Source organism: Bradyrhizobium sp. 187, assembly GCF_023101005.1.
Taxonomy (GTDB): domain Bacteria; phylum Pseudomonadota; class Alphaproteobacteria; order Rhizobiales; family Xanthobacteraceae; genus Bradyrhizobium; species Bradyrhizobium canariense_D.
In genome coordinates, this window is the sequence record NZ_CP064693.1 from 5,211,353 (window position 1) to 5,237,274 (window position 25,922).

General features: G+C 63.2%; 20 protein-coding genes. 4 read left to right on the forward strand and 16 right to left on the reverse strand.

The window, feature by feature from the left end; all coding sequences use genetic code 11:
- Positions 1 to 61: 61 nt before the first annotated feature.
- From IVB19_RS25180 to IVB19_RS25210, 7 genes are all read right to left on the reverse strand, one after another.
- On the reverse strand, positions 62 to 1,258 hold the full coding sequence (locus tag IVB19_RS25180) for a glycosyltransferase family 4 protein (RefSeq protein WP_247819992.1): 1,197 nt from the start codon (positions 1,256 to 1,258) through the stop codon (positions 62 to 64).
- Entirely contained in the window at positions 1,251 to 2,183 is a 933-nt protein-coding gene (locus IVB19_RS25185; RefSeq protein ID WP_247819993.1) for an NAD-dependent epimerase/dehydratase family protein, read from the reverse strand. The genes IVB19_RS25180 and IVB19_RS25185 overlap by 8 nt, the downstream gene beginning before the upstream one ends.
- Before the next feature lie 77 nt (positions 2,184 to 2,260).
- A complete protein-coding gene (locus IVB19_RS25190) occupies positions 2,261 to 2,881 on the reverse strand; it encodes an acyltransferase (protein WP_027566752.1) in 621 nt (206 codons plus the stop codon).
- A gap of 111 nt (positions 2,882 to 2,992) precedes the next feature.
- The gene (locus tag IVB19_RS25195; RefSeq protein WP_247819994.1) at positions 2,993 to 4,081 is read right to left on the reverse strand and encodes a glycosyltransferase family protein; all 1,089 of its coding nucleotides are present in this window, start codon (positions 4,079 to 4,081) and stop codon (positions 2,993 to 2,995) included.
- Positions 4,082 to 4,084: 3 nt separating this feature from the next.
- Positions 4,085 to 5,923 carry an asparagine synthase (glutamine-hydrolyzing) gene (gene asnB / locus IVB19_RS25200; RefSeq protein ID WP_247819995.1) on the reverse strand — a complete coding sequence of 613 codons (1,839 nt, stop codon included), beginning with the start codon at positions 5,921 to 5,923 and terminating at the stop codon, positions 4,085 to 4,087.
- Positions 5,924 to 5,926: 3 nt separating this feature from the next.
- On the reverse strand, positions 5,927 to 7,480 hold the full coding sequence (locus IVB19_RS25205) for a lipopolysaccharide biosynthesis protein (RefSeq protein WP_247821702.1): 1,554 nt from the start codon (positions 7,478 to 7,480) through the stop codon (positions 5,927 to 5,929).
- A gap of 1,316 nt (positions 7,481 to 8,796) precedes the next feature.
- Positions 8,797 to 11,547: a M10 family metallopeptidase C-terminal domain-containing protein gene (locus IVB19_RS25210; RefSeq protein ID WP_247819996.1), complete on the reverse strand. Its 2,751-nt coding sequence runs from the start codon at positions 11,545 to 11,547 to the stop codon at positions 8,797 to 8,799.
- 195 nt (positions 11,548 to 11,742) lie between these two features.
- Between IVB19_RS25210 and IVB19_RS25215 the strand changes: the two genes are divergently transcribed.
- Positions 11,743 to 12,057 (forward strand): hypothetical protein, encoded by a 315-nt coding sequence (locus IVB19_RS25215; protein ID WP_247819997.1) that lies wholly within the window; start codon positions 11,743 to 11,745, stop codon positions 12,055 to 12,057.
- Positions 12,058 to 12,190: 133 nt separating this feature from the next.
- Positions 12,191 to 13,384 carry a CaiB/BaiF CoA transferase family protein gene (locus tag IVB19_RS25220; RefSeq protein WP_247819998.1) on the forward strand — a complete coding sequence of 398 codons (1,194 nt, stop codon included), beginning with the start codon at positions 12,191 to 12,193 and terminating at the stop codon, positions 13,382 to 13,384.
- Positions 13,385 to 13,514: 130 nt separating this feature from the next.
- On the opposite strand, the gene IVB19_RS25225 is transcribed toward IVB19_RS25220, so the two are convergent.
- From IVB19_RS25225 to IVB19_RS25250, 6 genes are all read right to left on the reverse strand, one after another.
- A complete protein-coding gene (locus tag IVB19_RS25225; protein ID WP_247367414.1) occupies positions 13,515 to 14,384 on the reverse strand; it encodes an outer membrane protein in 870 nt (289 codons plus the stop codon).
- 156 nt (positions 14,385 to 14,540) lie between these two features.
- Positions 14,541 to 16,058 (reverse strand): tripartite tricarboxylate transporter permease, encoded by a 1,518-nt coding sequence (locus tag IVB19_RS25230; protein WP_247367410.1) that lies wholly within the window; start codon positions 16,056 to 16,058, stop codon positions 14,541 to 14,543.
- A 12-nt stretch (positions 16,059 to 16,070) separates the two neighbouring features.
- Entirely contained in the window at positions 16,071 to 16,613 is a 543-nt protein-coding gene (locus tag IVB19_RS25235) for a tripartite tricarboxylate transporter TctB family protein (RefSeq protein ID WP_247819999.1), read from the reverse strand.
- A 186-nt stretch (positions 16,614 to 16,799) separates the two neighbouring features.
- A complete protein-coding gene (locus IVB19_RS25240) occupies positions 16,800 to 17,786 on the reverse strand; it encodes a Bug family tripartite tricarboxylate transporter substrate binding protein (RefSeq protein WP_524536682.1) in 987 nt (328 codons plus the stop codon).
- Positions 17,787 to 17,927: 141 nt separating this feature from the next.
- A complete protein-coding gene (locus IVB19_RS25245) occupies positions 17,928 to 18,725 on the reverse strand; it encodes an enoyl-CoA hydratase/isomerase family protein (protein WP_231190537.1) in 798 nt (265 codons plus the stop codon).
- 44 nt (positions 18,726 to 18,769) lie between these two features.
- Positions 18,770 to 19,969, reverse strand: coding sequence for a pyridoxal-phosphate-dependent aminotransferase family protein (locus IVB19_RS25250; protein WP_247789809.1), 1,200 nt, complete (start codon positions 19,967 to 19,969; stop codon positions 18,770 to 18,772).
- Positions 19,970 to 20,188: 219 nt separating this feature from the next.
- Between IVB19_RS25250 and IVB19_RS25255 the strand changes: the two genes are divergently transcribed.
- Both IVB19_RS25255 and IVB19_RS25260 read left to right on the forward strand, forming a co-directional pair.
- Positions 20,189 to 23,200, forward strand: coding sequence for an FAD-binding and (Fe-S)-binding domain-containing protein (locus tag IVB19_RS25255; RefSeq protein ID WP_247820000.1), 3,012 nt, complete (start codon positions 20,189 to 20,191; stop codon positions 23,198 to 23,200).
- On the forward strand, positions 23,193 to 23,621 hold the full coding sequence (locus tag IVB19_RS25260) for a GlcG/HbpS family heme-binding protein (protein ID WP_247531683.1): 429 nt from the start codon (positions 23,193 to 23,195) through the stop codon (positions 23,619 to 23,621). The genes IVB19_RS25255 and IVB19_RS25260 overlap by 8 nt, the downstream gene beginning before the upstream one ends.
- A gap of 131 nt (positions 23,622 to 23,752) precedes the next feature.
- Here the strand turns inward: IVB19_RS25260 and IVB19_RS25265 are convergent, their stop codons facing one another.
- The 3 genes from IVB19_RS25265 to nagA form a co-directional block, all read right to left on the reverse strand.
- Entirely contained in the window at positions 23,753 to 24,049 is a 297-nt protein-coding gene (locus IVB19_RS25265; protein ID WP_247820001.1) for a hypothetical protein, read from the reverse strand.
- Positions 24,050 to 24,144: 95 nt separating this feature from the next.
- On the reverse strand, positions 24,145 to 24,519 hold the full coding sequence (locus tag IVB19_RS25270; protein ID WP_247820002.1) for an HNH endonuclease family protein: 375 nt from the start codon (positions 24,517 to 24,519) through the stop codon (positions 24,145 to 24,147).
- Positions 24,520 to 24,656: 137 nt separating this feature from the next.
- Complete coding sequence (gene nagA, locus IVB19_RS25275) at positions 24,657 to 25,865, reverse strand: N-acetylglucosamine-6-phosphate deacetylase (RefSeq protein ID WP_247361562.1); 1,209 nt, start codon at positions 25,863 to 25,865, stop codon at positions 24,657 to 24,659.
- Positions 25,866 to 25,922 lie beyond the last annotated feature (57 nt).

Genomic DNA, 25,922 nt, shown 5'->3' on the forward strand with positions numbered 1-25,922 from the left:
GTTTCTATCCGAACAACACGACAAATCAAGGCACAAGAGGGGTCCTTTTGGCCGGCTGAGACTAGCTCGTTTCTGCGCCGCGGGCCACTTCGGTGGCGAGGTGGACGAAATCCGCGACGAACGCACGAACCCGATCATCGAGATCCGGCTGCAACTGCCGAACGACTGCGTCCGGCGCGCTCTCTGCAGCATCCCGGATGTGATCGGCCAGCGCTTGGACATCGTCAACGTCGAAATATCGCGCTTTACCACCGGTCTGCTCGCGATGAACATCGAGACCAGACAGAAGCATCGGGACACCGAATGACTTTGCTTCTTCGACCGTCGTACTCCACCCTTCGCAGCGCGACGGATTGATGAGGGCCGTCGACGCGCGCAGGAGGGCGTAGACGTGATCCAGCGGGATCATTCCAAGATGCTTGAAGTTCATCTCGAGACCGCGCGACCTGACCTCACTCATGGTCCGCTCGAAAAGTCCGGATTCACGGAAGTCCTGCGTACTGCCGGATGCCGCGACGACGACGTCCAGCCCCCGACATTTCAGCAGATCAAGCGCATCGACCACGATCTGATGATTTTTGTGCCGCCAGAACTGGTTTGGCAGATAGAAATACCGTGGCGGAAGACCATAATGCGCAATCACGTCGGACGGCTGCGTGGCGAGCAGACTGGCGGGCGGCTCGGTCGCAAACCGGACGACCGACACGCCGTTCGAATTGCCCGGATAGAACTTCTTGAGATCGCCGAGCGCCGTGGCGCTGCTCAACATGATGTGCCGGCCCGATGCGATCTGAACCCGAAAGCCGAGATCACGCCGCCAATACGCACTCCTGGAGAACAGATGCGGGAGCAGTCGATGCTGGAAGTCCGGGAACCATGCGACCGCCGGAAATGGCAGGCGCCAGCCAAAGAAGCGCGCGGATTCGAACACCATGTCGATCTTGCTGGCCGTGAACGCGGCCGCGGCAGGTGCGTCCAAACCAAAGACGATCGCGCGGGCAAGGTCCGTCGCGCGGGCAAGACCGGTCGCGGCGTGATCGAACACCGGCGAGCGCACGACCTCAACGTCGGGAATGCCGGCCAGCACCGCGATCTCATCGGGATCGTCCGCCGTTCCGGCAAATAGCACGGGGACCACCGTCCCCGGAGAATGCCGGTTGAGCACCTCGAACAGATTGCGTTGATAGTTGTAGCCACCCGCCCAAAGTCGACGTGGGATGTTGGTGAATGCAATCCGCAGCGGCGCGCGCTCAGGCACGAGCCTGGCTCCTGAACCATCCGACGTAGTCGGCCAGCCCGCGCTCCAGCGGGATACGCCAATCGAAATTCATGTCGAGCACGCGCCCGTTGTCCGCCAGCAAGCTGGTCGGATCCCCTGGCCGCGCGACGCCGGAAAAGCGTGCGACCGTTTTGCTGCCCCAATGCCTGATCAGTCCTTCGGCAATATCGGCGACGCTCACGCCGCGCCCCGAACCGCCATTGATCACGCCAAAATCGTCCTGCCACTCCGTCTCAGCGACGCGCGCCAGCAAGCGAACGACGTCGCGAACGTCGGTCCAATCCCTTATCTCGGCCCCCGTCCCTCCGAGATTCAGCGTTTCCACGTCGCTCCGCAGCCGAGAGCAGATATCCCAGAGCAGTTGCTTGCGAAGGTCGGGACCGTAGACCGAGAACAGTCGCACGACCATGCAGTGAATGCCGAAGCTCTGGACGTAGCTTTGGCACAGCTGCTCCATCACCAGCTTGTGGTGTCCGTAGGGCGACATCGGCAGAAGCGCCGCGCTCTCGGGGATCGGACCAGTGTGATCGGCGCCGTAGACCGCGGCGCTCGACACCACGATCAGCCGGCTGCTGGGCGCAAAACTTCGGAGCCATTCGAGCAGACGCGCCGTGCTCGTCACGGTCCGCGAAAAATCCTCGAACGGGCGCGCGATCGACAGCCCGACCGACGATCCGCCAGCCAGATGGAAGACTCGCGACGGCAGCCCGTGCAAGGCCGCGAGCGCGCTCAGATTGGCCGCGTCAACTTCGCCATTGATCCAGGTCTGCAAACCGAGGGTCTGTGCCTCGGCCGGATCGAGCGCACCGTGACCGACGCCATGGACCGCATGCCCGGCGCTCGCCAACTCGCGAACGAGATGACGTCCGATGAATCCGTTTGCACCCGTGACCCAGATGGACATCGAACTTTCTTATGCTCAACTAGCTGCATTCCGATCGTAAGCCGGATCGGTAGCGATCTGACGCCTCACTGATTGCCTCATCGCTCATCCGAAGACAACTCCCTGACGAGGGTTGCTGGATTTCCAGCAACAATCGCGTAGGCCGGAACGTCCTTGGTGACGACCGCTCCCGCCGCTACGATGCCGCCCTCCCCAATCGTCACGCCGCGCATGACCATCGCGCCGGCGCCGATCCAAGCGTCATCACCTATTTTAATCGGACGGTCATCAAGAAATACCTTTCTGGGGTGACCCGTCGAAAAAATCTGCCTAGCCTGCTCGTGCCGCTCGGCGGCTTTGATCGGATGCGAGAGATTGTCGAATATATTCACGGCGTGCGAGATCAGGACCCGGTTGCCGATTTGAATTGACGCGCCCGACCAAATCCGCGTCCCTACGCCCACGTAACACCATTCTCCAATTGAAATCCGGCCGCCGTGACCGAGGACCATCAATTCACCCCTGATATGCGAATAGGGACCGATAACGATCTGATCGCTATCGCCAAGCGCGTTTCGGATCCTTGCGCAGTGAGCCAGAAAAGCACGCTCTTGCAGGCGGCAGGTGGCACGCCCGATGAGCCGCTGGGCGAGCAAATGGAGATTAATCCCGTCTATGAATCTTGCGCCGTGGCGCGCAAGGCCGCCGAGGCTGGACATCTACGTTTCCTCCTATACGGCGCCGACACGTGCGCGCGAAAGTGCACAGAATTGCCCCAAAAAATACGCTCGATCTCCAGTGGACGACGTTCGGCATGATGCGTCAAATGGCTAAAGACTCGCTACGATTGCTTGAAAGAGGCTCCACTGACGTGCCTTGGTATGGATCTCATCAACTCGAATTCGCCCGTTCATTGCTATTTGCCTCACGGCGCTCCAGTCAGAGATAGCTCGCTCGATCTGTTCAAGGCAACTTTTCTCATTGCGATAGGCCAGCATCGTATCTTCAGCGATCATTCCCTCGGGATAGTTGCCAGCGTCCGAAACCAGCAGCGCGCCACACCCCATCGCTTCGAAGCAACGCATGTTACCCCGATCCTGACCTGCCATATCGATCGCGCCGTTGAGGACGATCTTGGATCGCCCGATCAACTCGTAGAGCTCTCTCCCAAAGACCGGCGGTTTGGCGATTGCCGCAACTATCCTCGGGCGCCGATATTTCTGTAGCGGCAGCAAGTAGCCGATTGAGCTCTCCGCGATCCTTGTCAACCGCGACGAGTCGAGACAATAGACGATCTTTCGGCTTCCCGCGAGGGCAGCAACCTTTTCGAGCGTTCTTGCACGCGCCGAATGATGCCGCGAGTAGCCGCCAACAAACAGCACGTCGATGGGGCGCTCGTCCTGCACGTAATCGCTCATTACAGGATCAATCGCGGGAGAAAACCATTCCGCCCGGCACCCCTTGTCGCGCCAGGAATCCAGAATTGACGGAAAATTTCCGAGCACAGCTCCATAGGCAGTCAAGTCAGCGTTGCCCGACGGCGCCGCGCGCCAACATAGTGTCTTCCTCACACAGCCGGGCAGCCTGCGAACGAAGGAACTTGGAAAGGCGACTGGATCGAGGTTGTAGAGCACTTCGGTTCGGTGATGCTCGATCTGTGCGAGCAGAATGTCTTCCGGCGTAGCTCCCCGGCGGACGCCATGCTCGCATGCCCAGCGGCCTTGCAGACGACCATCGTTGGCGCAGGTCAGGAACGCACTCGCATCGCCTGCGAGCACAGGTTGCAGAAGGTGAAGTGCGCCGAAACGATCATCCAGAAACGTGTTACGCCGTTCCTGAAAACTTAGGCCCTCCGGTGCAAGGCGATCCAGGCGCGCGAGGTAGGACGGAGTGAGACCGCAGTTCTGAAAAACCCGCATATTCTAGACGTACCCTGCCAGAGTCCACTTCATATTAAGATAGGGCCAGATCCGCCCGACCGACTCCCAATCCCAGGACTTCGACGCCGTCAAACGGCTGACCGCCGCGCGCAGACCCGCTTCATCCACCAGTTCCGCGAACGCCGGGACGTTCCTGTCCAGCAGGTCACCCGTCCAGCCGGCCAGCGGCCCGTTCAACCATTCCGGCATTGGCGAATTGAAGCCGACCTTGCGGCGCGCGGTGCGAATGGACTCCGGCATCAAATTGGCCATCGCCCGCCGGGCAACAGCCTTGGTATAGCCGTCTGCCGACTTGCTGCTGTCGGGAAGCGCCATCGTATAGGTCACCAGCCGCCAGTCCATGAAGGGCATGCGAACTTCGACGCCGTGCGCCATCGAAAGCCGGTCGAAGTTGCGCAGGATGGTGGGCAGCACCGTGCTGTGAAACATCCGATAGAGGCGCTTGTTCAAGCCACCCCATTCACGCGGCAGCACATCGTCCTCCGCTAGCAGCGGGAGCGGGGCGGGAAGTTTGCGCAGGCCACCGCGCAGAAAATACACGCCCTTCCGCTTGAGGGCCAACGCTCGCAGGACATCCACACAACGCCGTGCCAGTTTCGAACGCGACGCGAGGTCCTCTGCCGCGTTCCGTATTCGGAATGCGCCCACTCGTCCTTCCTGCAAATAGGCGCCCATCAGCTCGTCGGCCCCGTGACCGTCGAGTGACACCGTCACGCTGTTTCGCGTCAACTGCCGATAGAGCAACCAAACGGCGCTGGGCAACGCGATGTAGACGTCGTCGAGATCGTCGAGAATCTGATCGATATCCGTCAGCGCATCGGTCTGTCCGATTTCAAGAAAAGTAGGCGCGACATTGGCCCAGGCGGCGGCCTCCTCGGCCATCGGCCTCTCGTCGTTCAAGGCGCCGGGGAACGTCGCAACAAAGGCGTGACGCCATGCCATGCTGTCGCGCGGCCCCATGCCTTCCTTCTCGTGCGCGGCCATGGCGCAAATCACGGCCGACGAATCGAAGCCACCGGACAGGCATGTTCCGATCGGGACATCGCTGCGCATGCGCAGGGCCACGGCATCCTGGAACAGCTCGCGGAAGCGCGCGACACGCTCGGCTTCGGTGGCCGGCACCGTAGGCAGATGATCCACGGTCCGCCACCAACGCTTGACACTGACCTTGCCCTGGCGAAGCCACATGCAGTGACCGCCCTGAAGGCGGCGAACCTGGCGAAACAAGGTTCGCTCGCTTCCTTCGATCCCAAAGGCATCGAGCAGCAGCCGGCGTGCAACCTCCATGTCGACGGACGTATCGATCAGTCCGCTCCGCACCAGCGCCCGTTGCTCGGAGGCGAAGATGAATCGTTCCGGCGACGCGGCATAGAGCAGCGGCTTGATGCCGAAGCGGTCGCGCGCAAGAAACAGCTCGCGGGTGCTGGTGTTGAAGATCGCCAAGGCCCACATGCCGTTGAACCGGGGCAGCATGTCTTCCCGCCAGGCCTGCCAGGCGGCCAAGATCACTTCGGTATCGGATTGGCTGCGGAACACCGCGCCCTGCGCCTCGAGCTCGCGGCGAAGCTCGAGGAAGTTGTAGATCTCGCCGTTGAACACGATCACATGACGGCCGTCCGCAGACAGCATAGGCTGATAGCCGCCCTCGCCGGGATCGATGATCGCCAGGCGGCGATGGCCGAAGGCGAGGCTTCGATCTGCGCTGAACCAGGTCCCCTCGCCGAACGGACCACGATGCGCGATCAGGCTGGTCAGTCGCGAGATGTCGGCCGGTTCGACCGCATTGCCACCCAGATTTACGATGCCTGCGATTCCGCACATGTCCTAGACAGCCTTGAGGGGCAAGAAGCGACCGACGATCGAACGAATATCCTGCCAGCAAGCCCTTCGATACGGACCCAATTGCGACACCGCAACCGCGATTGCGAAAATGATCGCGGCCGTCACCGATGAAACAGCTCCCACCGACCACCAGGACGGCGCGGGCCGGAATGGCGCGCGGTCGAGACCGTATCGCACCGCCAGCGCCGTCGCGATGCCGATGCCGAGCGGCATCAGCACGCAATGCACGATGCGTGACCACATGCCGGCGAGGTCAAAACTCCGGCGCAACAGGAAGACAATGGTCGCCATCTGCGCGATCATTCCGGCGCATGCGCTCCAGCCCGCGGCCTGCCATCCGAAGCGTGGCAATGCGATGGCGCTGGTTACGAGTATGACGACACCCGTGATCAAGGCGATGAGCGCGTTGGAGCGCGACCGCCCGTGCGCCAGCAAGTAAAAGCCGAAGACGTTCGCGCTCGATCCGAGGATCCCGGCAATCGACAGGACGACGAGAACCTGTGCAGCCTCGGCCGCGACCTCGGCGCCGGTCCAAACATGCAGCAGCGGACCGGCCACTGGGATCAATCCGCCGAGCGCGCTTGCGGCCAGGACGTTGAGAATCCACGACGATCGGAACAGCAGATCGACCTTGCGGTCGTCGCTCTCCCCCTGCAGCGTGCTGAAGAAGGGAAACAGGATCTCGCCGACCTTCAGGATACCAATATACGTCGCCTCCTGCAGGCGCTGCGCAACGCCGTAGAAGCCGACAAACTGCGGTTGCAGCAGCGCGCCAAGCAGATATCGATCGGCCTGTCCCGCAAGCAGCGCACCGCCCTGTGCAGCAACCTGCCATCCACCAAACCGAACCAGCCTGCCAAGCGCCTCGCGATGCAATGCTGGAGGTGCCAGCCACTGACGCATTTGGCCGCGACACCAGGCCAGGGCCAGCAGCAGACCGATCGCCAACCCCATCGCCTGGCAACCCAGGAATGTCGATGCGTATGGCGCGGCGGGGATCAGGAGGAGCATCGAAAGAGTCGAGACCGCGGTGCTGACGATGCCGATGGAGGCGATCCGGCGATAGTCCTGCCGCGCAGTGAACAACGAAATGAAGACCGCCGATACACACTGGCACAACCAGCCGATACCGGCCAACGCGAAGGCCAGTCCGAGATCGGCAGCGGCGGGGCCGGCCAGATGAAATCCGAGACGCGCAAGCGGTGCCCCGGCGATCAGAAGGAAAATGGCGATCGGCCCGCCCGCGCCGACCGCGAGCATGACCGCGGTCGCGAACAGGCGTCGCGCGTCGTCGCGGTCGGACGGCTCCAGTCGCTGTGCAAGCTCGCGCGACGTCGACAGTCCGAGCGCGTTGCTGAACACCAGTGCTGGCGCGATGCAAGCCGTGACCAGACCCGCAACGCCGAATGCAGCGAGGCCGAGGTGAGTGATCACGAAAGGCAGGATGGCCAGATTCAGCACCACGGCCACAACGAAGGCTATCGCATTCCACGCCGAGTTCCCCAGCAAATCGGGCGGTTTTTGTCTCAAATCCATGCCAACCACCCGGCCTTCACCTCGAGCCTCCGCCACTCACCGATCAGGGTTCCCCTAAGCATCGCGAATTCGGGCTAGCAGTCAGCACAACGAAAGTCGATAGCCGAAAGAGGCGGCAGCGGCCCCACTGCGCTGGGCCCTTTCGACCGCCCACTCAGGCCCAGCGGGCCTCCCGGGACCTATCAGGACGTATGCGGCTTGATCGCGGAAGCCGTGCTCAGAGTCCGTCCGACTCGCCGTTCCTTGGCGTTGAGCGGAGGGCGAAAGGGCACGAACGACGATTCCGCTCGTCGCCGGCGTGACCAGCTTGCCCTCAACCCTCGCAGGATCAGCCGCGATCCGGCCTGAGTTCGCGGGAGCGGCCGCCGCATCCGACCGCTGCAGCGCCGGCACCTGGCTTCTGCTTGAGCGTCACCTCGCTGGCTGCACCGAGGTCAGCGACCAGCCGCCGAGGGATTCGCCCTGTCGCAGCCGCACGACCCTCTGGTCGGTACGGTTGAGAAAAATCGCGATGGCATCGCCCTCCCCGGCCACCGCGCCGACCAGCAGTAGCGGCGGCGCCTCGACCAGCTTGGGCGGCGGCGGAGCGATCTCTTCGATCGGGGATGCGGCGAGGGCGCGCGGTGGCGGCCGGCCGAGAAGATCGAGCGCTCCTGGGTCACGGTACGGAGCAACCGAGACTCTTGCGCACGCCCTCCGGTTGCGATCGCTTAGCTCTCTGCGCGCCGGATGCCATTCACTTCGTGTTCATCCTCTCGCTACCATTCTTGCTCAGGTGGAGGTGTCCAATGATCGTTACTGTTCTCGCAGTTGCACTGATGGCAGGCCGCGCCATGCCGGCGGTCGATGTGCAGCCGTCCGTTCAGCAAGTTCAGTATGGTGTTCCGAGGCATCCCCCGCCGTGCGGGCGTGGCTGGGACGTGAGTGCGCGAGATGGCTGGTGCTATCCGAACGGCTACCTTCCGCCTCAAGAGCAGCAGGCGCTGCAAGGCTACTATCGCGGCGGTCGAGGCTATGGCGGGGGTCGATATCCTGTCCCATGCGGCGATGGCGCAGACGTCGATATCCGAGACGGACAATGCTATCCGACCGGAACGGTGCCGCGCCGATTCCAAGAGGGGCTGCAGTATCGTCGAGGCTATTAGGAGCGCTGAGGGCTATATTGCGGCGAGCGCCGAATGACGGCGGTCAATATCAGCGTGATCGCCCCTCCGGATTGAAGCCGCATTCCTCTTCGGAAAAGAGCGAACTAGCAGCCCAGCCAGCCAATGTGGATGCCGGTTGGGCGGAAGCGGCTCAGCCCGTTCCCTGCGCCGTCAAACCAACAGGTAGCCCGTCACAGGATCGAGTTCGGTCGCGGACAGCGTTGGAGCGGCCGTAACAAGACCGATGTGGCCATCCCCATTGAGGTCCTGATGGAAACTCGGCTCCAGCGGCTGCAGCGCCGAGCTGGCGCCCGAGACAATTCCGCCCGTGCCGTTGCCGACCACGTTGCCGCCATTGTCGGTGGTCCAGACCGTGTACTGATCGCTGCTCAGCGAATGCAATGCAACCTCATAACCGCTACTGGTCTGCTCGGCGCCGATCACCCCCCAGCCGCCCAGCGACGCTGCTGAAAGCGGAGTGGCGCCGAACATCAATGTCGGCCCGGTGCCCCCTGCAACGGGATTGAGATGGAAATTGTCACCAACCTGCACCAGGCTTGTCGAACCAAGCGACTCGATCACGCGGCTCGGACTTCCGATCACTCCATCCCCGTTGAGGTCCTGGTGGAAACTCGGCTCCAGCGACTGCAGCGCCGAGCTGGCGCCCGAGACAATCCCGCCCGTGCCGTTGCCGACCACGTTGCCGCCATTGTCGGTGGTCCAGACCGTGTACTGATCGCTGCTCAGCGAATGCAATGCAACCTCATAACCGCTACTGGTCTGCTCGGCGCCGATCACCCCCCAGCCGCCGAGCGACGCTGCTGAAAGCGGAGTGGCGCCGAACATCAATGTCGGCCCGGTGCCCCCCGCAACGGGATTGAGATAAAAATTGTCACCCAGCAGCACCAGGCTCGTCGAACCAAGCGACTCGATTACCCGGCCCGGACTTCCGATCACTCCATCCCCGTTGAGGTCCTGATGGAAACTCGGCTCCAGCGACTGCAGCGCCGAGCTGGCGCCCGAGACAATTCCGCCCGTGCCGTTGCCGACCACGTTGCCGCCATTGTCGGTGGTCCAGACCGTGTACTGATCGCTGCTCAGCGAATGCAATGCAACCTCATAACCGCTACTGGTCTGCTCGGCGCCGATCACCCCCCAGCCGCCCAGCGACGCTGCTGAAAGCGGAGTGGCGCCGAACATCAATATCGGCCCGGTGCCCCCTGCAACGGGATTGAGATGGAAATTATCACCAACCTGTACCAGGCTCGTCGAACCAAGCGACTCGATCACGCGGCTCGGACTTCCGATCACTCCATCCCCGTTGAGGTCCTGGTGGAAACTCGGCTCCAGCGACTGCAGCGCCGAGCTGGCGCCCGAGACAATCCCGCCCGTGCCGTTGCCGACCACGTTGCCGCCATTGTCGGTGGTCCAGACCGTGTACTGATCGCTGCTCAGCGAATGCAATGCAACCTCATAACCGCTACTGGTCTGCTCGGCGCCGATCACCCCCCAACCGCCCAGCGACGCTGCTGAAAGCGGAGTGGCGCCGAACATCAATATCGGCCCGGTGCCCCCCGCAACGGGATTGAGATAAAAATTGTCACCAAACAGCACCAAGCTCGTGGAGCCAAGCGACTCGATTACGACCGGTGTCATGAACGACGAACTTGCCGTCCTCCCATCGAGGAACTGGAAATACTCGACGCCTGTTATCGTATCAGTACCATCCGGCGAGCCCGAGCGCTGGTCGCTGACAGTGAAGGTTTGAGTGCCCGAATTGTACGAAATGGCGTAATTGGCCCTGTTGCCCGAATACACCGCCGTGTCGGTGCCCGAACCGCCGTTGATGGCGTCGTTGCCGCCACCGCCGGTCAGCGTATCGTTGCCGGAACCGCCGTTCAGTGCGTTGGCGATGGCATTGCCGATGATCGTGTCGTTGCCGGAGCCGCCGATGGCGTTGTCGATGTAGGAACGCGAGTCGTTGTTGTAGAGATAGGCATTGTAGACGTTGCCCGACGCGTAATGGCCGTTGCCGAGATTGGCGAGCTGAACCGACGAGAACACGGACGACGCACCTGGATTGAGATTGATGCTCAGGTTCGTCGTGTAGTTCGACAGGTCGTAGGTATCGACGCCGCCACCATCCCAGATCGTCTCGTAGATGCGATTGGCCGAGCCACCAGCACCGCCATTGTCGGCCGGCTGGCCAGCGCCGTTGATGAACTCCTGCCCGGTGGTCGGGCTCCACGTATAGACGGTGGTCCCGCCCTGGGTGGTGTAGTCCGCGCCGTACATCGTCTGCAGCGCTAGGATATCGTTGGCCATATAGGTCTGCGGATATCCATAAGCTTCGTTGGTGTAGCCGCTCGTGGTCGAAGCACCGACATAGCTCCGATAGCTCATGACGGTGTATTCGCTGTCATCATGCGCGCTCGGCACGGCGACGTTGGCGGGACCGCCCGCTTCCTGACTGTGCTTCAGGCCAAGGGCGTGTCCGAGCTCGTGCAACGCAGTCGTGAAATAGTAGTTGCCGAGCGCAGCGAGCGAATAGTTGTAGGCGGTTCCGAACCACACGTCGCCGCCGGACGCGTAGTTGCCGGGATAATAGGCGTAGGATGTCGGATTGGCCGCTGGCGACTGCGCGACCATGATGTCGGCGCCGTTCGTCCCGGCGTACTGGATGTTGGCGTTGGTGTAGCCGAGGATCAGTCCGATCGCGTAATTGATCGCCGCCTGCATCTGACTCGGCGCCGAGGCAAAACCCGAGGCCGTCGGCTCACTGCTGCCGCCGCTGTAGGGACTGGTGTAGTCGCTTGCAGCGTCCGGAAAGCTGTAGGTGATCGCGCCGGTCCATTTATAGCCTGAAAGCAGGCCGTCGATCTCGGCGTTGTTGGTGGCACTGACGTTGACGGCGGTGGCCAAGGGAATCTCCGAAGCAGCAAACCCCGTTCGATTCGGGGCGCGTCAGGTGATTCTACCTTGAGAGTTAAACGTTTGGTTTAATTTGGGCGAACCGGTCCGGACTCCTTCCGTAAGGCCGTGTTAGCCATCAAATCCCGTAGTCATACGGGCCAGACCAAGGGATGTCGGTTCCGGCGACTTACAGCGAGTGAAATCATGAAACGAGGTCTACTCTCGGCCGGTCTGTTCGGCGCCCTGATGGCGCTCGCCGGGCCGGGCCATCTACCTTTCGGAGGACTGCCTGCCATGGTCGGAAAAGCCAATGCGGATGAGAGCGGCAAACAAGGCGGCACAGCGGGGCGCGCGCCCTCCGTTCCAATGGCCCGCGACCCCTCGGCTGCGGTCGCGGAGGAGTACGAATCCGCCCGTCGCAAGGGAACGCGGGAGGCGTTCGAGCTGTTCATTGCGCGCCACGGTGATGACCCGCTGGCCGAGCGGGCGCGCGCCGAGCTGAAACAGCTGGCGCGCTGATCCTTCGCGGGCGCCCTCAGACATTGCATTTCGACAGGCGGCATCCGCGCGGCCCAGACCTGCCGCGTGATCTCTTGCTGCATGGTCTTTCGGCACTATGGTAGGCCCGCAATCAGTCCCGGAGCCCATCAAGATGCCCTTTCCGCATGCCTCGGAAGCCCTGTCACGCTTTACCGTGCTCGATCTGACCCGCGTCCGGTCCGGGCCCACCTGCGTGCGGCAGCTCGCGGACTGGGGCGCGAACGTGATCAAGATCGACGCGCTGACCGAGGATGCCGGCGGCGAGCAGCCGGGCGGACCGCGGCTGGGCTCCGACTTCCAGAATTTGCACCGCAACAAGCGGGCGATGACGCTGAACCTGAAGGACGAGCGCGGGCTCGCCGTGTTCAAGCGCCTCGCCGCCAAGGCCGACGTCGTGGTCGAGAATTTCCGCCCGGACGTGAAAAAGAAGCTCGGCATCGATTATGAGGGCATGGCCAGGATCAATCCGCGCATCGTCTACGGCAGCATCTCGGGCTTCGGCCAGGACGGGCCCTACCACAAGCGGCCGGGCTTCGATCAGATCGCGCAGGGCATGGGCGGGCTGATGTCGATCACCGGCGCGCCGGGCGAAGGCCCGATGCGGGTCGGCATTCCGGTCGCCGACCTCACCGCCGGCTTGTTTTGCGCCATAGGCATCCTCACCGCGCTGCTGGAGCGCGAGGTCTCGGGCAAGGGCCAGTGGGTGCAGACCTCGCTGCTGCAGGCCCAGATCTTCATGCTCGATTTCCAGGCCGCACGCTGGCTGATGGAGAAGGAAGTGGCAAAGCAGGCCGGCAACAACCACCCGACCAGCATTCCGACCGGCGTGTTCAAGACCTCGGACGGCTACATCAACATCGCCACTACGGGGGGCCGGATCTGGGAGCGCTGCGCGCAGGCGATCGGCGCGCCGGAGCTCTACAGCCATCCCGACTATCTGACCGCGCCGGCCCGCTCCAAGAACCGCGACGCGCTCAATGCCGAGATCGAAAAGCGTACCTTGACGAAGTCCACCGAGAGCTGGGTCCGTGAACTCAACGAGGCCGGCGTGCCCTGCGGGCCGATCTACGCCATCGACCAGATGTTCGAAGACGAGCAGGTCAAGCATCTCGGCATTGCGCAGGAGGTGCCGAATGACGAAGGTCGCGACATCCGTCTGGTCGGCCAGCCCGTGACGCTGTCGCGCACGCCGAGCAGGATGGTGGCGCGGCCGCCGGAATTCGGCGAGCAGACCAACGAAGTGCTGAAGGAGTTCGGCTTCGGCGCGGACGAGATCGCCAAGCTCAGGGACGCCAAAGTGGTGTGAGTGCCTCGTTAGAGGTTGGCCGGCGACTCGCGGAGCAATGAACAGGCAACGCGGGGTCGAATAACCAGGCCGGAAACGACAAAGCCCGGCGTGAGCCGGGCTTTACTTCTTGTTGACGCCTCTGTTTTTCTTAGTACCGGGCGACCACCGGGCCACCGAACTGGTAGTTGATGCCGGCGCGCAGGATGTGGTCGGTGAAGCGCGACGAGACGTTGGCACTGATCGTGGAGAGCGGCGCCAGCGTGAATGGACCGGAGCCGAAGCGTCCGAGGTCCATGTAGAGATATTCGAGCTTGGCGCTCCAGTTCTGGGTGATCTTGCCTTCGACGCCCACGCCAGCGGTCCAGCCGGCACGCGTCGTCGAGTTCGAGCCGACCGAGCCGACCGCCACACCCGCGGGCGTGAAGCCGGACATCGTACCGGTGGTCTTGATCTCTCCAAAGGCCAGACCACCAGTGCCGTAGAACAGCACCTTCGGCGTCGCCAAGATGCCGACGCGGCCGCGGACCGTACCGAACCACTGAAGATGTTGGTCGATCGTCAGCGAGGTGCCGGCAGCGGCGCCGGCGGGAAGGAAGGTAAGGCCCGGAAGACAGGCTCCTCCTGCAGGTCCGGTGGGGGCGCAATTGAAACCGGCGCGGCCCTTTTCACCCGACCATTGCAGGTCTCCCTCGATACCGTAGACCCAATTGGCGCTCTGCCAGTTGTAGCCAGCCTGGCCACCGGCGATGCCACCGTTCATGTCGAACGACGCATTGGTGATGGAGCCGGCCGGCGGCGCGATCGCAGCACCGGTTGCCGAGTTGAAGTAGGAGACGTCGGTGCGCGAGCGGCCCCAGCTGTAGCCGCCATTGGCGCCGACGTAGAATCCGGTCCAGCTCCAGACCGGATCGACCATGACCGGCGCCTTGACGTAGGGCCTTGCGGCCAGATCGGCCGCCAATGCGCCCGTCGCGAACAGCGACATCGCCGCCGCCATTCCAATCACAATCCGCTTCATGGCAATTCCTCCGCCCCAATTTGATGATGAAAATATACGCGGAGGAGCGCCCAACGGCTGTGCCGCGCCAGCAACAACCGGAAACAATCGGGGCGTGCAACGCCCAAGCCTAGAGCGACATCACCCCTATGTATCTGAATCCAGGGGATATTCTACCTAGCTGGGCGCCTGCTTGGACCGCTGCGTCAATCCGACACGGGCAAGCAAGCCGTCGATCACAGGCCAAAACAGCAGCACGATCGCCAAGGTTGTGATCGAGCCCACCAGGCCGTTCGCCCAAAACACCTTGAGGTCGCCGCCCGCGCCGATCATCGACAGACGGAAGGCATCCTCGGCGCGGTTGCCGAGCACGAGCGCCAGCGTGAACGGTGCGAGCGGAATGCCGATCTTCTTGAAGACGTAGCCGACGACGCCGAAGCCGAGCATCAGCCAGATATCGAACATCGCGTTCTGGATCGCATAAGCGCCGATCGCGCAGGACACCACGATCATCGGCGCCACCGCGGCGAACGGCACGCGCAGGATCGAGGCGAAGATCGGCACCGTCGTCAGCACCAGCACGAGGCCGACGACATTGCCGAGATACATCGAGGCGATCAGGCCCCAGACGAAATCCTTGTGCTCGACGAACAGCAGCGGTCCCGGATTGAGCCCCCACACCATCAACCCGCCGAGCAGGATCGCGGCGGTGCCGGAGCCGGGAATGCCGAGCGCCAGCATCGGCAGCAGCGCCGCGGTGCCGGAGGCATGCGCCGCCGTCTCCGGCGCGAACACGCCCTCGATACGGCCCTTGCCGAAGCTCTCGGGATCCTTGGAGAAACGCTTTGCCAGGTTGTACCCCATGAAAGAGGCAGCGATCGCGCCGCCCGGGGTGATGCCGAGCCAGCAGCCGATGAAGGATGAGCGCAGCAGCGTCACCCAGTATTTCGGCAGGTCCTTCCACACACTCAGCACGACGCGCAACGAAATGCTCGCCGCGTGTCCGCGCAGCGCCAGGCGCTCCTCCATCGTCAGCAGGATCTCGCTAATGCCGAACAGGCCGATGACGGCGACGAGGAAGTTGATGCCGCGCAAAAGCTCGGAGGAGCCGAAGGTCATGCGCAGATTGCCTGACACCGTGTCCATGCCGATGCCGGCGAGCAACAGCCCCAGCGACATCGAGATGACGGTCTTGTGCTTGGCCTCGCGCCCTAGCCCGACGAAAGAGCAAAAGGTCAGCAGATACACCGCGAAGAACTCAGGCGGGCCGAACTTCAAGGCAAAGGACGAGATCATCGGGGCGAGGAAGGTGATCAGGAGCACCGCGACCAGTGAGCCGATGAAAGAGGACGTGAACGCAGCCGTCAGCGCCTCCGCCGCCCTGCCCTGCTGCGCCATCGGATAGCCGTCGAAGGTGGTCGCGACCGACCAGGCCTCGCCCGGGATGTTGAACAGGATCGAGGTGATCGCGCCGCCGAACAGCGCGCCCCAATAGATGCAGGACAGCATCACAATCGCCGAGGTCGGATCCATCGTGAAGGTGAGCGGCAACAGGATCGCGACGCCGTTGGGTCCGCCGAGCCCGGGCAAGACGCCGACGAAGATGCCGAGCACCAGCCCGACCATCATCAGCACGAGCGTTTTCCACGTCAGCAGGACCGCAAAGCCGTGAAGCAAGAGACCGAAAGCTTCCATGGCGGGCCCGCCTTAGTGGCCGAAGGCCGCTTCGAGCGGCCCTTTCGGCATGATGACGTCGAAGGCGATGTCGAAGGTAACGAACATGATCGCCGTGAATACGATAGCAGTGAGCAGCGACTTCCACAGCGCGATCTTGCCGACGAGACGCATGAAGCTCGCGATCAGCAGGAAGCTCGCGACATAGAGGCCGAGAAACTGCGTCGCCAGGCAGAACAGCAGCGTCGGTACGAACACCGCCATGACGCGGCGGGCTTGCGCGCGCGTGACGAAGGTTCCGGGTGCCGCGCGGTGCGCGACCAGCGCCACGATCAGGCCGTAGAGGCTGGCACCACCGAGAATGACGGAGAGGTAGAACGGGAAATAGCCGGGCTCCGGCCCGGTCGAATCCCAGGAGGCGCCGGTGCGCCAATTGTCGTAGCCGAGCGTGGCGGCCAGCGCGAGCAGCAAGAGACAGACGAATATCTCGATCGTGCCGGAGGAGACGACGGAAGGCGAGTCGTGTTCGGGCGCGGTCGGATCGTCGACGACGATTTCAAGATCAGTCTGGGGCATGAGCCGTTTCGGACGGAGTAAGTTCAATTCCCCCTCTCCCCCCTTGTGGGGAGAGGTCGGGGTGAGGGGAAGTCTCGACGGGGAGGGTGAGAGTTGGACTCGCGGAGAGAGTCCTCACCCCAACCCTCCCAGCGCGAGCGAAGCTCGTCGCGCCTCCGTAAGAACGGGGCGAGCGAGAAGAGGCCGCTACTTCGCGACGAATCCGGCTTCCGTCATCAGCGACTTGTTGACTGCATCGTCCTCCTCGAGGAATTGCACCATGTCCTTGCCGGTGAGGAAGATCGGCTTCAGCGCCTGCTTTTCCATGTAGTCCTTGTATTCCGCGGTCTGCGTCACCTTGTGGAACAGCTCGACATAGAAGGCCTGCTGTTCCGCCGTGACCTTGCCGGGCAGGAACATCGCGCGCAGCATCAGATACTGTACATCGACGCCCTCCTCCTTGCAGGTCGGGATGTCGGCCCAGGACTGCGTCTCCGTCACTTTACTGGTGTAGGAGATTCGCTCTTTGTCGAACACGCAGAGCGGACGCACCTGGCCCGCGCGCCAGACCTCGAGATTTTCGGATGGATTGTTGACGTTGGATTCGGTGTGGTTGCCGACGAGCTGGGTCGCGGCCTCGCCGCCGGACTTGTAGGGCAGATAGGAGAATTTCGCGCCGGTCTTCTGCTCGAGGAACACGGTCAGCACGTGATCCTCGCGCTTGGAGCCGGTGCCGCCCATCTTGAACGGCGCGCTCGCCGCCTTCGCGGCGGCGACGAACTCCTTCACCGTCTTGGGACCCGCGCTGTTGTCCCACAGCACGAACTGGTCAAGCGCGATCACCGAAATCGGAGTCAGCTCACGCCAGTTGAACGGGATCTTCGCCGATAGCGGCAGCATGTAAATCAGCGAATAGGCGATCAGCACCTTGTTGGGATCGCCCTCGCTGGACTTCATGTACATCAGTGCTTCCGCGCCGGAAGCCCCGCCCTTGAGCGAGACCACGATCGGTTGCTTCATCAGATTGTTCTTCTGGATGGCGGCCTGCATCATCCGCGCCATCTGGTCTGAGGCGCCGCCCGCGCCCGCGGCGACCACGATCTCGACCGGTTTGGCTGGCTCCCAGCCGGCAAGGGCCGGCGTGCTCGACGATAGCGCCGCTGCGACGCCAACAGCTTGGATCAGAATTCGCACGAGTTTCGTCCCCTGGTTATTGTTGGCTTTGTTTGCCAGGAATTTATCGGCGCATTGTGCGGACTAATGCGAGCGAGTTCAAGCACGCGGGCATGCCGCTGCCTATGACTTTCGGCTGACGAAGCCAAGCCAGGGTCCGCGCTACTTGCCCTTCCAGTTCGGCGTGCGCTTGTTGAGGAAGGCGTCCATTCCCTCGCGGAAATCTTCGCTCATATAGGCCTTGAGGATCAGATCCTCGCCTTCTTCGCGCGACAGCGTGCGGCGGATACGGCGCACTGCCTCCTTGGTCGCTTCAAGCGTCAGCGGGGCGTGGCTCGCCACCAGCCTGGCGGTCTCGTCGGCGCGGCGCTGCAGCGTCTCGACGTCGGGAACGATCTCGTTGAGGAGGCCGAGGGCCAGTGCTTCCGGTGCCTCGACGAGGCGCGCCTTGAAGATCAGATCCTTGGTGCGGGCGGGGCCGACCAGCGACACGACGCGGCTGATGTTCGACATCGACAGGCAGTTGCCGAGCGTGCGCGCGATCGGAAACCCGATGCGCGTGGTTTCAGTCCCGATGCGCAGGTCGCAGCAAGCCGCAATTCCGGCTCCGCCGCCGGTGCAGGCCCCCGCGATCGCCGCGATCACGGGCACGCGGCACTGCTCCAGCGTGCCGAGCACGCGGTCGATGCGGGATTCATAGTCGAGCGCATCCTGCGCGGTCTTGAACGCACGGAATTGAGAAATGTCGGTGCCGGAGGCAAACGCCTTGTCACCGGCGCCGGTCAGAATCAGCGCCTTGATCGAGCGGTCGGCGTTGATCTCCTGGCAGATCTCCGCCATGCGCTCGTACATGGCGAAGGTCAGTGCGTTGCGCGCCTGCGGGCGGTTGAAGGTAATCCGCGCGATGCCGTCCGTGACGGAGTAGAGCAGGTCTTCGTTGGCGGTCGTCGGTGCGTTCATCGCGCGCTCTCTTTTCTCGAAGTTGGCTCAGGCAAGCTGAGCCTTCAGGCAACCTGAGCCTTGGACATCGGCACCACGTCGCGTCCCTTCAGGACGTCCATGGCCGCCAACACCCCGCCGCTCCTGTGCGGGATCTTTGCAAGATCGAGGCCCATCTCGACTCCGGCGAGCGTGCCCATCAGCATCAGATCGTTGAAATGACCGATATGGCCGATGCGGAACACCTTGCCCTTGACCTTGTTCAGGCCGGTGCCGAGCGACATGTCGAAGTTTTCCAGCACCACCTTGCGGAAGGCGTCGGCATCGTGGCCATCAGGCACGCGCACGCCGGTCAGCGCCGGCGAATGCGCGGCAGGATCGGCGCACTGCGTCTCCAGGCCCCAGACCTTGATCGCGGCACGGGTCGCCGCGCTGTGGCGCTTGTGGCGCGTCCAGACGTTCTCGAGCCCCTCCTCTTCCAGCATCTTGATCGCCTCGCGCAGGCCGTACAGTAAATTGGTCGCGGGCGTATAGGGGAAGGTGCCGAGCTTGTTGAAGCCGATGACCTCCTGCCAATCCCAATAAGAGCGCATGCCGGGGTTGGCCTTGGCCACCGCGAGCGCCTTCTCCGAGACGGCGTTGAAGCCGAGGCCCGGCGGCAGCATCAGGCCTTTCTGGGAGCCCGCGACCGAGACGTCGATGCCCCAGGCATCGTGCTCGTACTCCATCGAGCCGAGGCCGGAAATGGTGTCGACCATCAGCAGCGCCGGATGCTTGATCCGGTCGAGCAGCTTGCGCACCTCCAGCGGCGGCGTCACGCAGCCGGTCGAGGTTTCGTTGTGGACGACGCAGACCGCCTTGATCGTGTGCTGCTTGTCGGCCACAAGGCGCTTCTCGATCTCGGCGAGATCGGCGCCATGGCGCCAGTCGCCCGGGATGAAGTCGACGTCGAGCTTGAACTTGTCGGCGATACCGCGCCACAGCACGGCGAACTGGCCGGTCTCGCACATTAGCACCTTGTCGCCGGGCGCGAGCACGTTGACCATCGCAGCTTCCCAGGCGCCGGTGCCGGACGAGGGGAAGATGATCACGGGCTGCTTGGTGCGGAACACCCGCTGCATGCCGGCGAGGACGGCGAAACCGAGCTCTGCGAACTCCGGACCGCGATGGTCCAGCGTCGGCATATCCATCGCCCGCAGCACCCGGTCGGGCACGTTGGTGGGTCCTGGAATCTGGAGAAAATGCCTTCCAGTATGCACGGTCATCGGCGTCCTTCCCGGTCTCTTGAGTCTGTCTTGGCTTTGAGCCCAGCTTGACTTCGCGCCCTTTGGCCTCAAGGGGCTGCGCAAGCCGCTCGAATATCACTATTCGCCGGGCTTGTCCCTCGCCGGGCGGGGTCCGTCAATGCACAAGAAGCAGGGCTCGCCTTGCCAAGGGCCGTGACCGGAGGCAAGACGGGGGTAGCGAACAGGCAAGAGCGGACCATGGCGGCGGAAGTGCCCGGAAAATCACAGGAATCGGCCAAAAAGGACGGCCTCGCGGCGCGTCTCGCCCGGGAAATCACCGGCGACGTCCTGTTCGACGCTTTCAGCCGGGGCCGGTACGCCACGGACGCGTCCTTCTACCAGATCATGCCCACTGGCGTAGTGGTGCCGCGCACCATGGACGACGCCCTCAAGGCGCTGGCGATCGCGCGCGACGCGGGATTGAAGGTGACCCCGCGCGGCGGCGGCACCTCGCAATGCGGTCAGACCGTCAATGACGGCCTCGTGGTCGATCTCTCGAAGCACCTGAACCGGATCCTGTCGCTCGACGTCGATGGGCGCACCTGCGTGGTCGAGCCGGGCATCGTGCTCGACGACCTCAACCGCCAGCTGAAAAAGCACGGCCTCTGGTTTCCGGTCGACGTCTCCACGGCGTCGCGCGCCACCATCGGCGGCATGGCGGGCAACAATTCCTGCGGCGGCCGTAGCCTGCGCTACGGCACCATGCGCGACAACACGCTGTCGATGGAGGCCGCGCTCGCCGACGGCACGCTGAGCCGCTTCGGCGAGGTCTCGCGCGATCTCTCCGATCTCGATGCGAACGACAGCGCGCGCGCCCTGTTCCGCGACATGCTCGAGCTTGGCGCCCGCGAGGCTAACGAGATCGCCGCACGCTTTCCAAGAGTGCAGCGCCGTGTCGGTGGCTACAATCTCGATGCGCTGGTGCCGCGCAATGCGCGCAACAACATGGCCCACCTTCTCGTCGGCTCCGAGGGTACCCTCGCTTTCACCACCAAGGTCGAGCTGAAGCTGTGGCCCGTGATCCGCAACAAGGCGCTCGGCATCTGCCATTTCGGCAGTTTTTACGAGGCGATGGACGCGGCCCAGCATCTGGTCAAGCTGAAGCCGATCGCGGTCGAGCTGGTTGATCGCACCATGCTCGCGCTCGGCCGTGACATCGCGATGTTCCGGCCCATCATCTCCACCGCCATCAAGGGTGATCCGGATGCGGTGCTCGTGGTCGAGTTCGCCGAGGAGGATCAGGCGGACAACCTCGTGCGCCTGAAGCAGCTCGGCGAGCTGATGGGCGATCTCGGCTTCGGCTGGAACAACGACAAGCGCAAATGGGGCGGCGTGGTCGAAATCACCGAGCCCACGCTGCAGAGCGGGATCGCCGATTTCCGCGCCGCCGGCCTCAACGTCATGATGTCGATGAAGCAGGAGGGTAAGCCGGTCTCCTTCGTCGAAGACTGCGCCGTGCCGTTACCACATCTCGCCGACTACACCGCGCGGCTGAGCGAGGTGTTTGCCAAGCACGGCACCAGCGGCACGATGTATGCCCACGCCTCCGAAGGCTGCCTGCATGTGCGGCCCGTGCTGAATTTGAAGCTGGAGAAGGACGTCAAGGCGATGCGGGCCATCGCCGAGGAAGCCTTCGAACTGGTACGCGAATACAAGGGCTCGCATTCCGGCGAGCACGGCGATGGCCTGGTGCGCTCCGAATTCCACGCAACGATGTTCGGCGAGCGTCTCGTCGCCGACTTCCGCGAGGTGAAGCAACGCTTCGATCCCGATGGCGTGCTCAATCCCGGCAAGATCGTCGACGCTCCCAGGATGGACGATCGCTCGCTGTTTCGCTTCAAGCCCGAGTATCGCGTCGCTGAGCTCAAGACAAAACTCGACTGGTCGGCTTATCCCGGGGCCGGCGGCGGCTTTCAGGGCGCGGTCGAGATGTGCAACAACAACGGCGCATGCCGCAAGCTCGAGGGCGGCGTGATGTGTCCGTCCTACCGCGCGACGCGCAACGAGAAGGACGTGACGCGAGGCCGGGCCAACACACTACGGCTCGCGATCTCCGGCCAGCTCGGCGCAGGCGCGCTCTCCTCCGACGAGATGATGGAAACGCTGAAGCTCTGCGTATCCTGCAAGGCCTGCCGCCACGAGTGTCCGACCGGCGTCGACATGGCCAAAATGAAGATCGAGGTGCTCGCCGCGCGCGCGGCCTCGCATGGTCTGACCTTGCGCGATCGCCTGGTCGGCTACCTGCCGCGCTATGCCGGCCTCGCGTCGCGCTTCGCGGCGCTGGCAAATTTGCGCAACCGCAGCCCTCTGCTGCGAAAGCTGTTCGAGCGCTTTGCCGGCATCAGTGCGCGCCGCGCGCTGCCCGCGTTCCGCAGCGACGTGTTCGTGCCGCCGGCCGAGGCGGTCGGGCCGGAAACCGGCCGCGAGATCGTGCTGTTCGCCGACACGTTCAATCGCATCTACGAGCGCGAAAATCTCGAGGCCGCGCTGCGCGTGCTTTCGGCCGGCGGCTATCGCGTGCATCTGCCGAAACCCGCAAGCGGCAGCCGTCCGCTGTGCTGCGGCCGCACCTTCCTGTCCGCCGGTCTCGTCGACCAAGCCAGGTCCGAGCTCGATCGTCTCGTCGCCGCCTTCGCTCCCTTTGCCGCGCGCGGCGTCCCGATCGTCGGGCTTGAGCCAAGCTGCCTTTTGACCTTGCGCGACGAGCTCGCCTCGCTGCGCAAGGACGATGATGCCAAGGCCGTCGGCGCCCACGCGCTGACCTTCGAGGAATTCCTGGTGCGCGAGGCCGAGGCCGGCCGGCTGCAACTGCCACTCGGCGCCGTCGCCGACAAGGCCGTGGTGCACGGCCATTGCCATCAAAAATCTCTCGGCGCGTTCAAGCCGGTCGAGCAGGTGCTGCGCCTCATCCCTCGCCTTGAAGTCGAGACCATCGACTCGAGCTGCTGCGGCATGGCCGGCGCCTTCGGTTATGGCGCGGACACCTACGATGCCTCGATCGAGATGGCCGAGCTCTCGCTGCTACCCGCCGTGCGGCGCGCGGACCAGGCGACGCTGGTCGTTGCCGACGGCACCTCCTGCCGGCACCAGATCCATGACGGTGCCCAGCGCGACGCGCTTCACGTTGCGCGCGTGCTGGCGATGAGCCTCGATCGTGCCGACATTCAATCCACAACCCCTCCCATTGCAAAGGAAACCAGCCATGGCTGACCTCACCCTCGACACCGCCGGCAAGATCCTCGACGCCGCCTTCGCGAAATCCACCGAGTTGAAGCTAAAGCCGCTCGTCGTCACCATTCTCGACGCCCGCGGCGTGCTGAAGATCGCCGCGGCGCAGGACGGCACCAGTCTGATGCGCGCCGAGATCGCGCACGGCAAGGCCTATGGCGCGCTCGCATTGGGCATGGGCTCGCGCGCTCTCTTCCAGCGCGCGCAGGAGCAGGCCTATTTCATCGACGCTGTGAACACCATGGCCAACGGCGCGCTGGTGCCGGTCCCCGGCGGCGTGCTGATCATGGACGGCACGACGCTGCTCGGCGCCGTCGGCGTCTCCGGCGACACATCGGACAATGACGAGGCGTGTGCGGTGGCGGGCATCCAGGCGGCAGGGTTGAAGGCCAACGCGGGATAGCGATCATCCACGCACCCAGATGAAACGATCCGCCCGCGCAGGGCGAAAGAGGGGCCGACATCGCCATTCTCAGCTTAGCTTAAAGATCACATGGCCGGATTTTGACTTAAGCTCTCGAATCGAGCTGCGAGTCAGGCTTCATCAACGTCGCCATCGTCATCCTGATCGTCATCATCCGAATCGACAGCCATAGCTTCGATGTAGTCACGGCGGACATCCCGCAGCGTGCGACCCGATGTCGGATCGGCCAGGAAGAACCACCATCCCCCGGTCTTCTTTCCATAGATGGCGATCGCCGCTTCCCTTGCGGTCTCAAAAGGCTGACCATCGACTTCCACGCGCCCGTCCGCCAGCAAAGTTGCCACGCGATGACTGTATTTCTTTCGTTTCGGAATCAAAGACATTCCGGGGGTGTAAATGACCTGCATTGATCAGGTCTGTAAGCTCCACCTTCCTTACAGATCGCTGCCGAGGGCGGCAAAGCCCGAGCGATGATTCGGAGGCACCGCCCAAATCTCCGCAATCAGACGCACCAGCTCTTGGTACGTTCTCGGATGGCCGCGTCTGTCCACTCGCTACCGCCCCTCTTCAACAAGTCCCTGTTCAAGATAAGTACGTCGTGACCCTCAAAACCCACGCGCTTGCCGTTTGCGCCTGACCAAGGACCGTTAGAGACTGTTGAATTAAGCTTTCCGGTCAGCAGGGTAAGATTGCCCAGCGTGTGTATGAGGCGATCTCGATCCTCCTCATCGATTCCCTGCACCGGCCAATGCTGCTGCCACTTCCGCGGCATCACATGCTCAATCGCCAATTTTGCACGGGAGACCCGCTCGCCTCCGAGTCCCTGCTTGCTACCATTCCAGCCGCGTAGATGATCTTCAATGCTTTCAAGCACCATACGAACCTGCTTGAGTTCATCAAGTGAGAAGAACAAGTTTACGAAGGGATTAGGGGTGGGCTCGGTTCTCCCAACCACCAGCGGGAAGAGATGGCAACATCGCCCGCTTCAATGTCGGGTTGCGAGTCGGTGGTCCGCTATGAACCGGGCGGCAGACTTGCGTCCTCTCCTTCAATCTTCGGCGTGAAGTCTCTGCCCATCGAACCGACACCGCCTACCCACGTGCCGACGATTTCAAAGTTCCGATTGAAGGCGACCAAATCCGCGCGGTATCCCGGCGCGATCCGTCCAAGCTCGGACTCAAGGCCCAGAAATGCCGCGGGCGTCCGAGAGGCCATGATGAGGGCATCGATAAGGGAGATTTCGAGCAGCGCAACAACATTGCGCACCGCCTCGATCATGGTGAGGTGAGCGCCAGCGAGTGTCCCATCGGGACCCGTCAGGCGGTTTTCGTGCAACGTGACCTGCCTTCCTTGCAGCAAGAATTGCCGGTCGTCGGTGCCCGCCAGTGGCATGGCATCGGTGACCAGCATCAATCGATCACGTCCCTTGCAGCGGAACGCAACGCGCAAACCGGCGCGATCAACGTGGATGCCGTCGCAGATGATCCCTGCAAACAGCCGGTCATCGTCAAGCGCGGCGCCGACCAGGCCCGGCTCCCGGGGGTTCAACTGCGACATGGCGTTGAACAGATGGGTCGCCCCCGAGACACCGCGATCGACCGCCTGCCCGATTTCGGCTGCGGTGGCGTCGCTGTGGCCGGCCGCGATACGCAATCCGGCGCCGATCAACTCATCGATCATGGATGCGGGCACGCATTCCGGGGCCAAGGTCACCATGGAGCGGCCGCACCCCCCAAAACTTTTGATTGCCGCGAGATCGCGCCGATCCGGCACGCGTATCTCGGCTTCCGGATGAATGCCCTTGCGAGACCTGTTGAGGGCCGGTCCTTCCAGATGAAAGCCGAGAACGCCGGGAATCGTCAGGCAAGCCTGGCCGACTGCAGCCAATCGCTCGATGACCTCGCTGCGATCGGTGATGAGGGTCGGCAAGCAGCCCGTGGTCCCCGCCTTGCGGTGCGCCTCAACGATGCGTCGGACGCCAGCCTCCGTGGGCTGGTCGTTGAGAAGAACGCCGCCGCCTCCGTTGACCTGGATGTCGATGAATCCGGGTGCAAGGATCGCGTCTCCGGGAAGATGGATTGAGGCGCGCGCCTCCGCCTCGCCGAAGGTGATGCTTTCAATCCGCCCCTGCGAGATTCTGACCGACCCCGGCCCGCGCATGTCGGCACCATCAAAGATGTGCTGCGCGGAAATCGTGGGAGCGGAATAACCAGCGTTGCCCATCTGTATTGATCCGAGAATGGCAGTCACGGACTCGTGAGGCGAGTCCCGTAGAAGGCC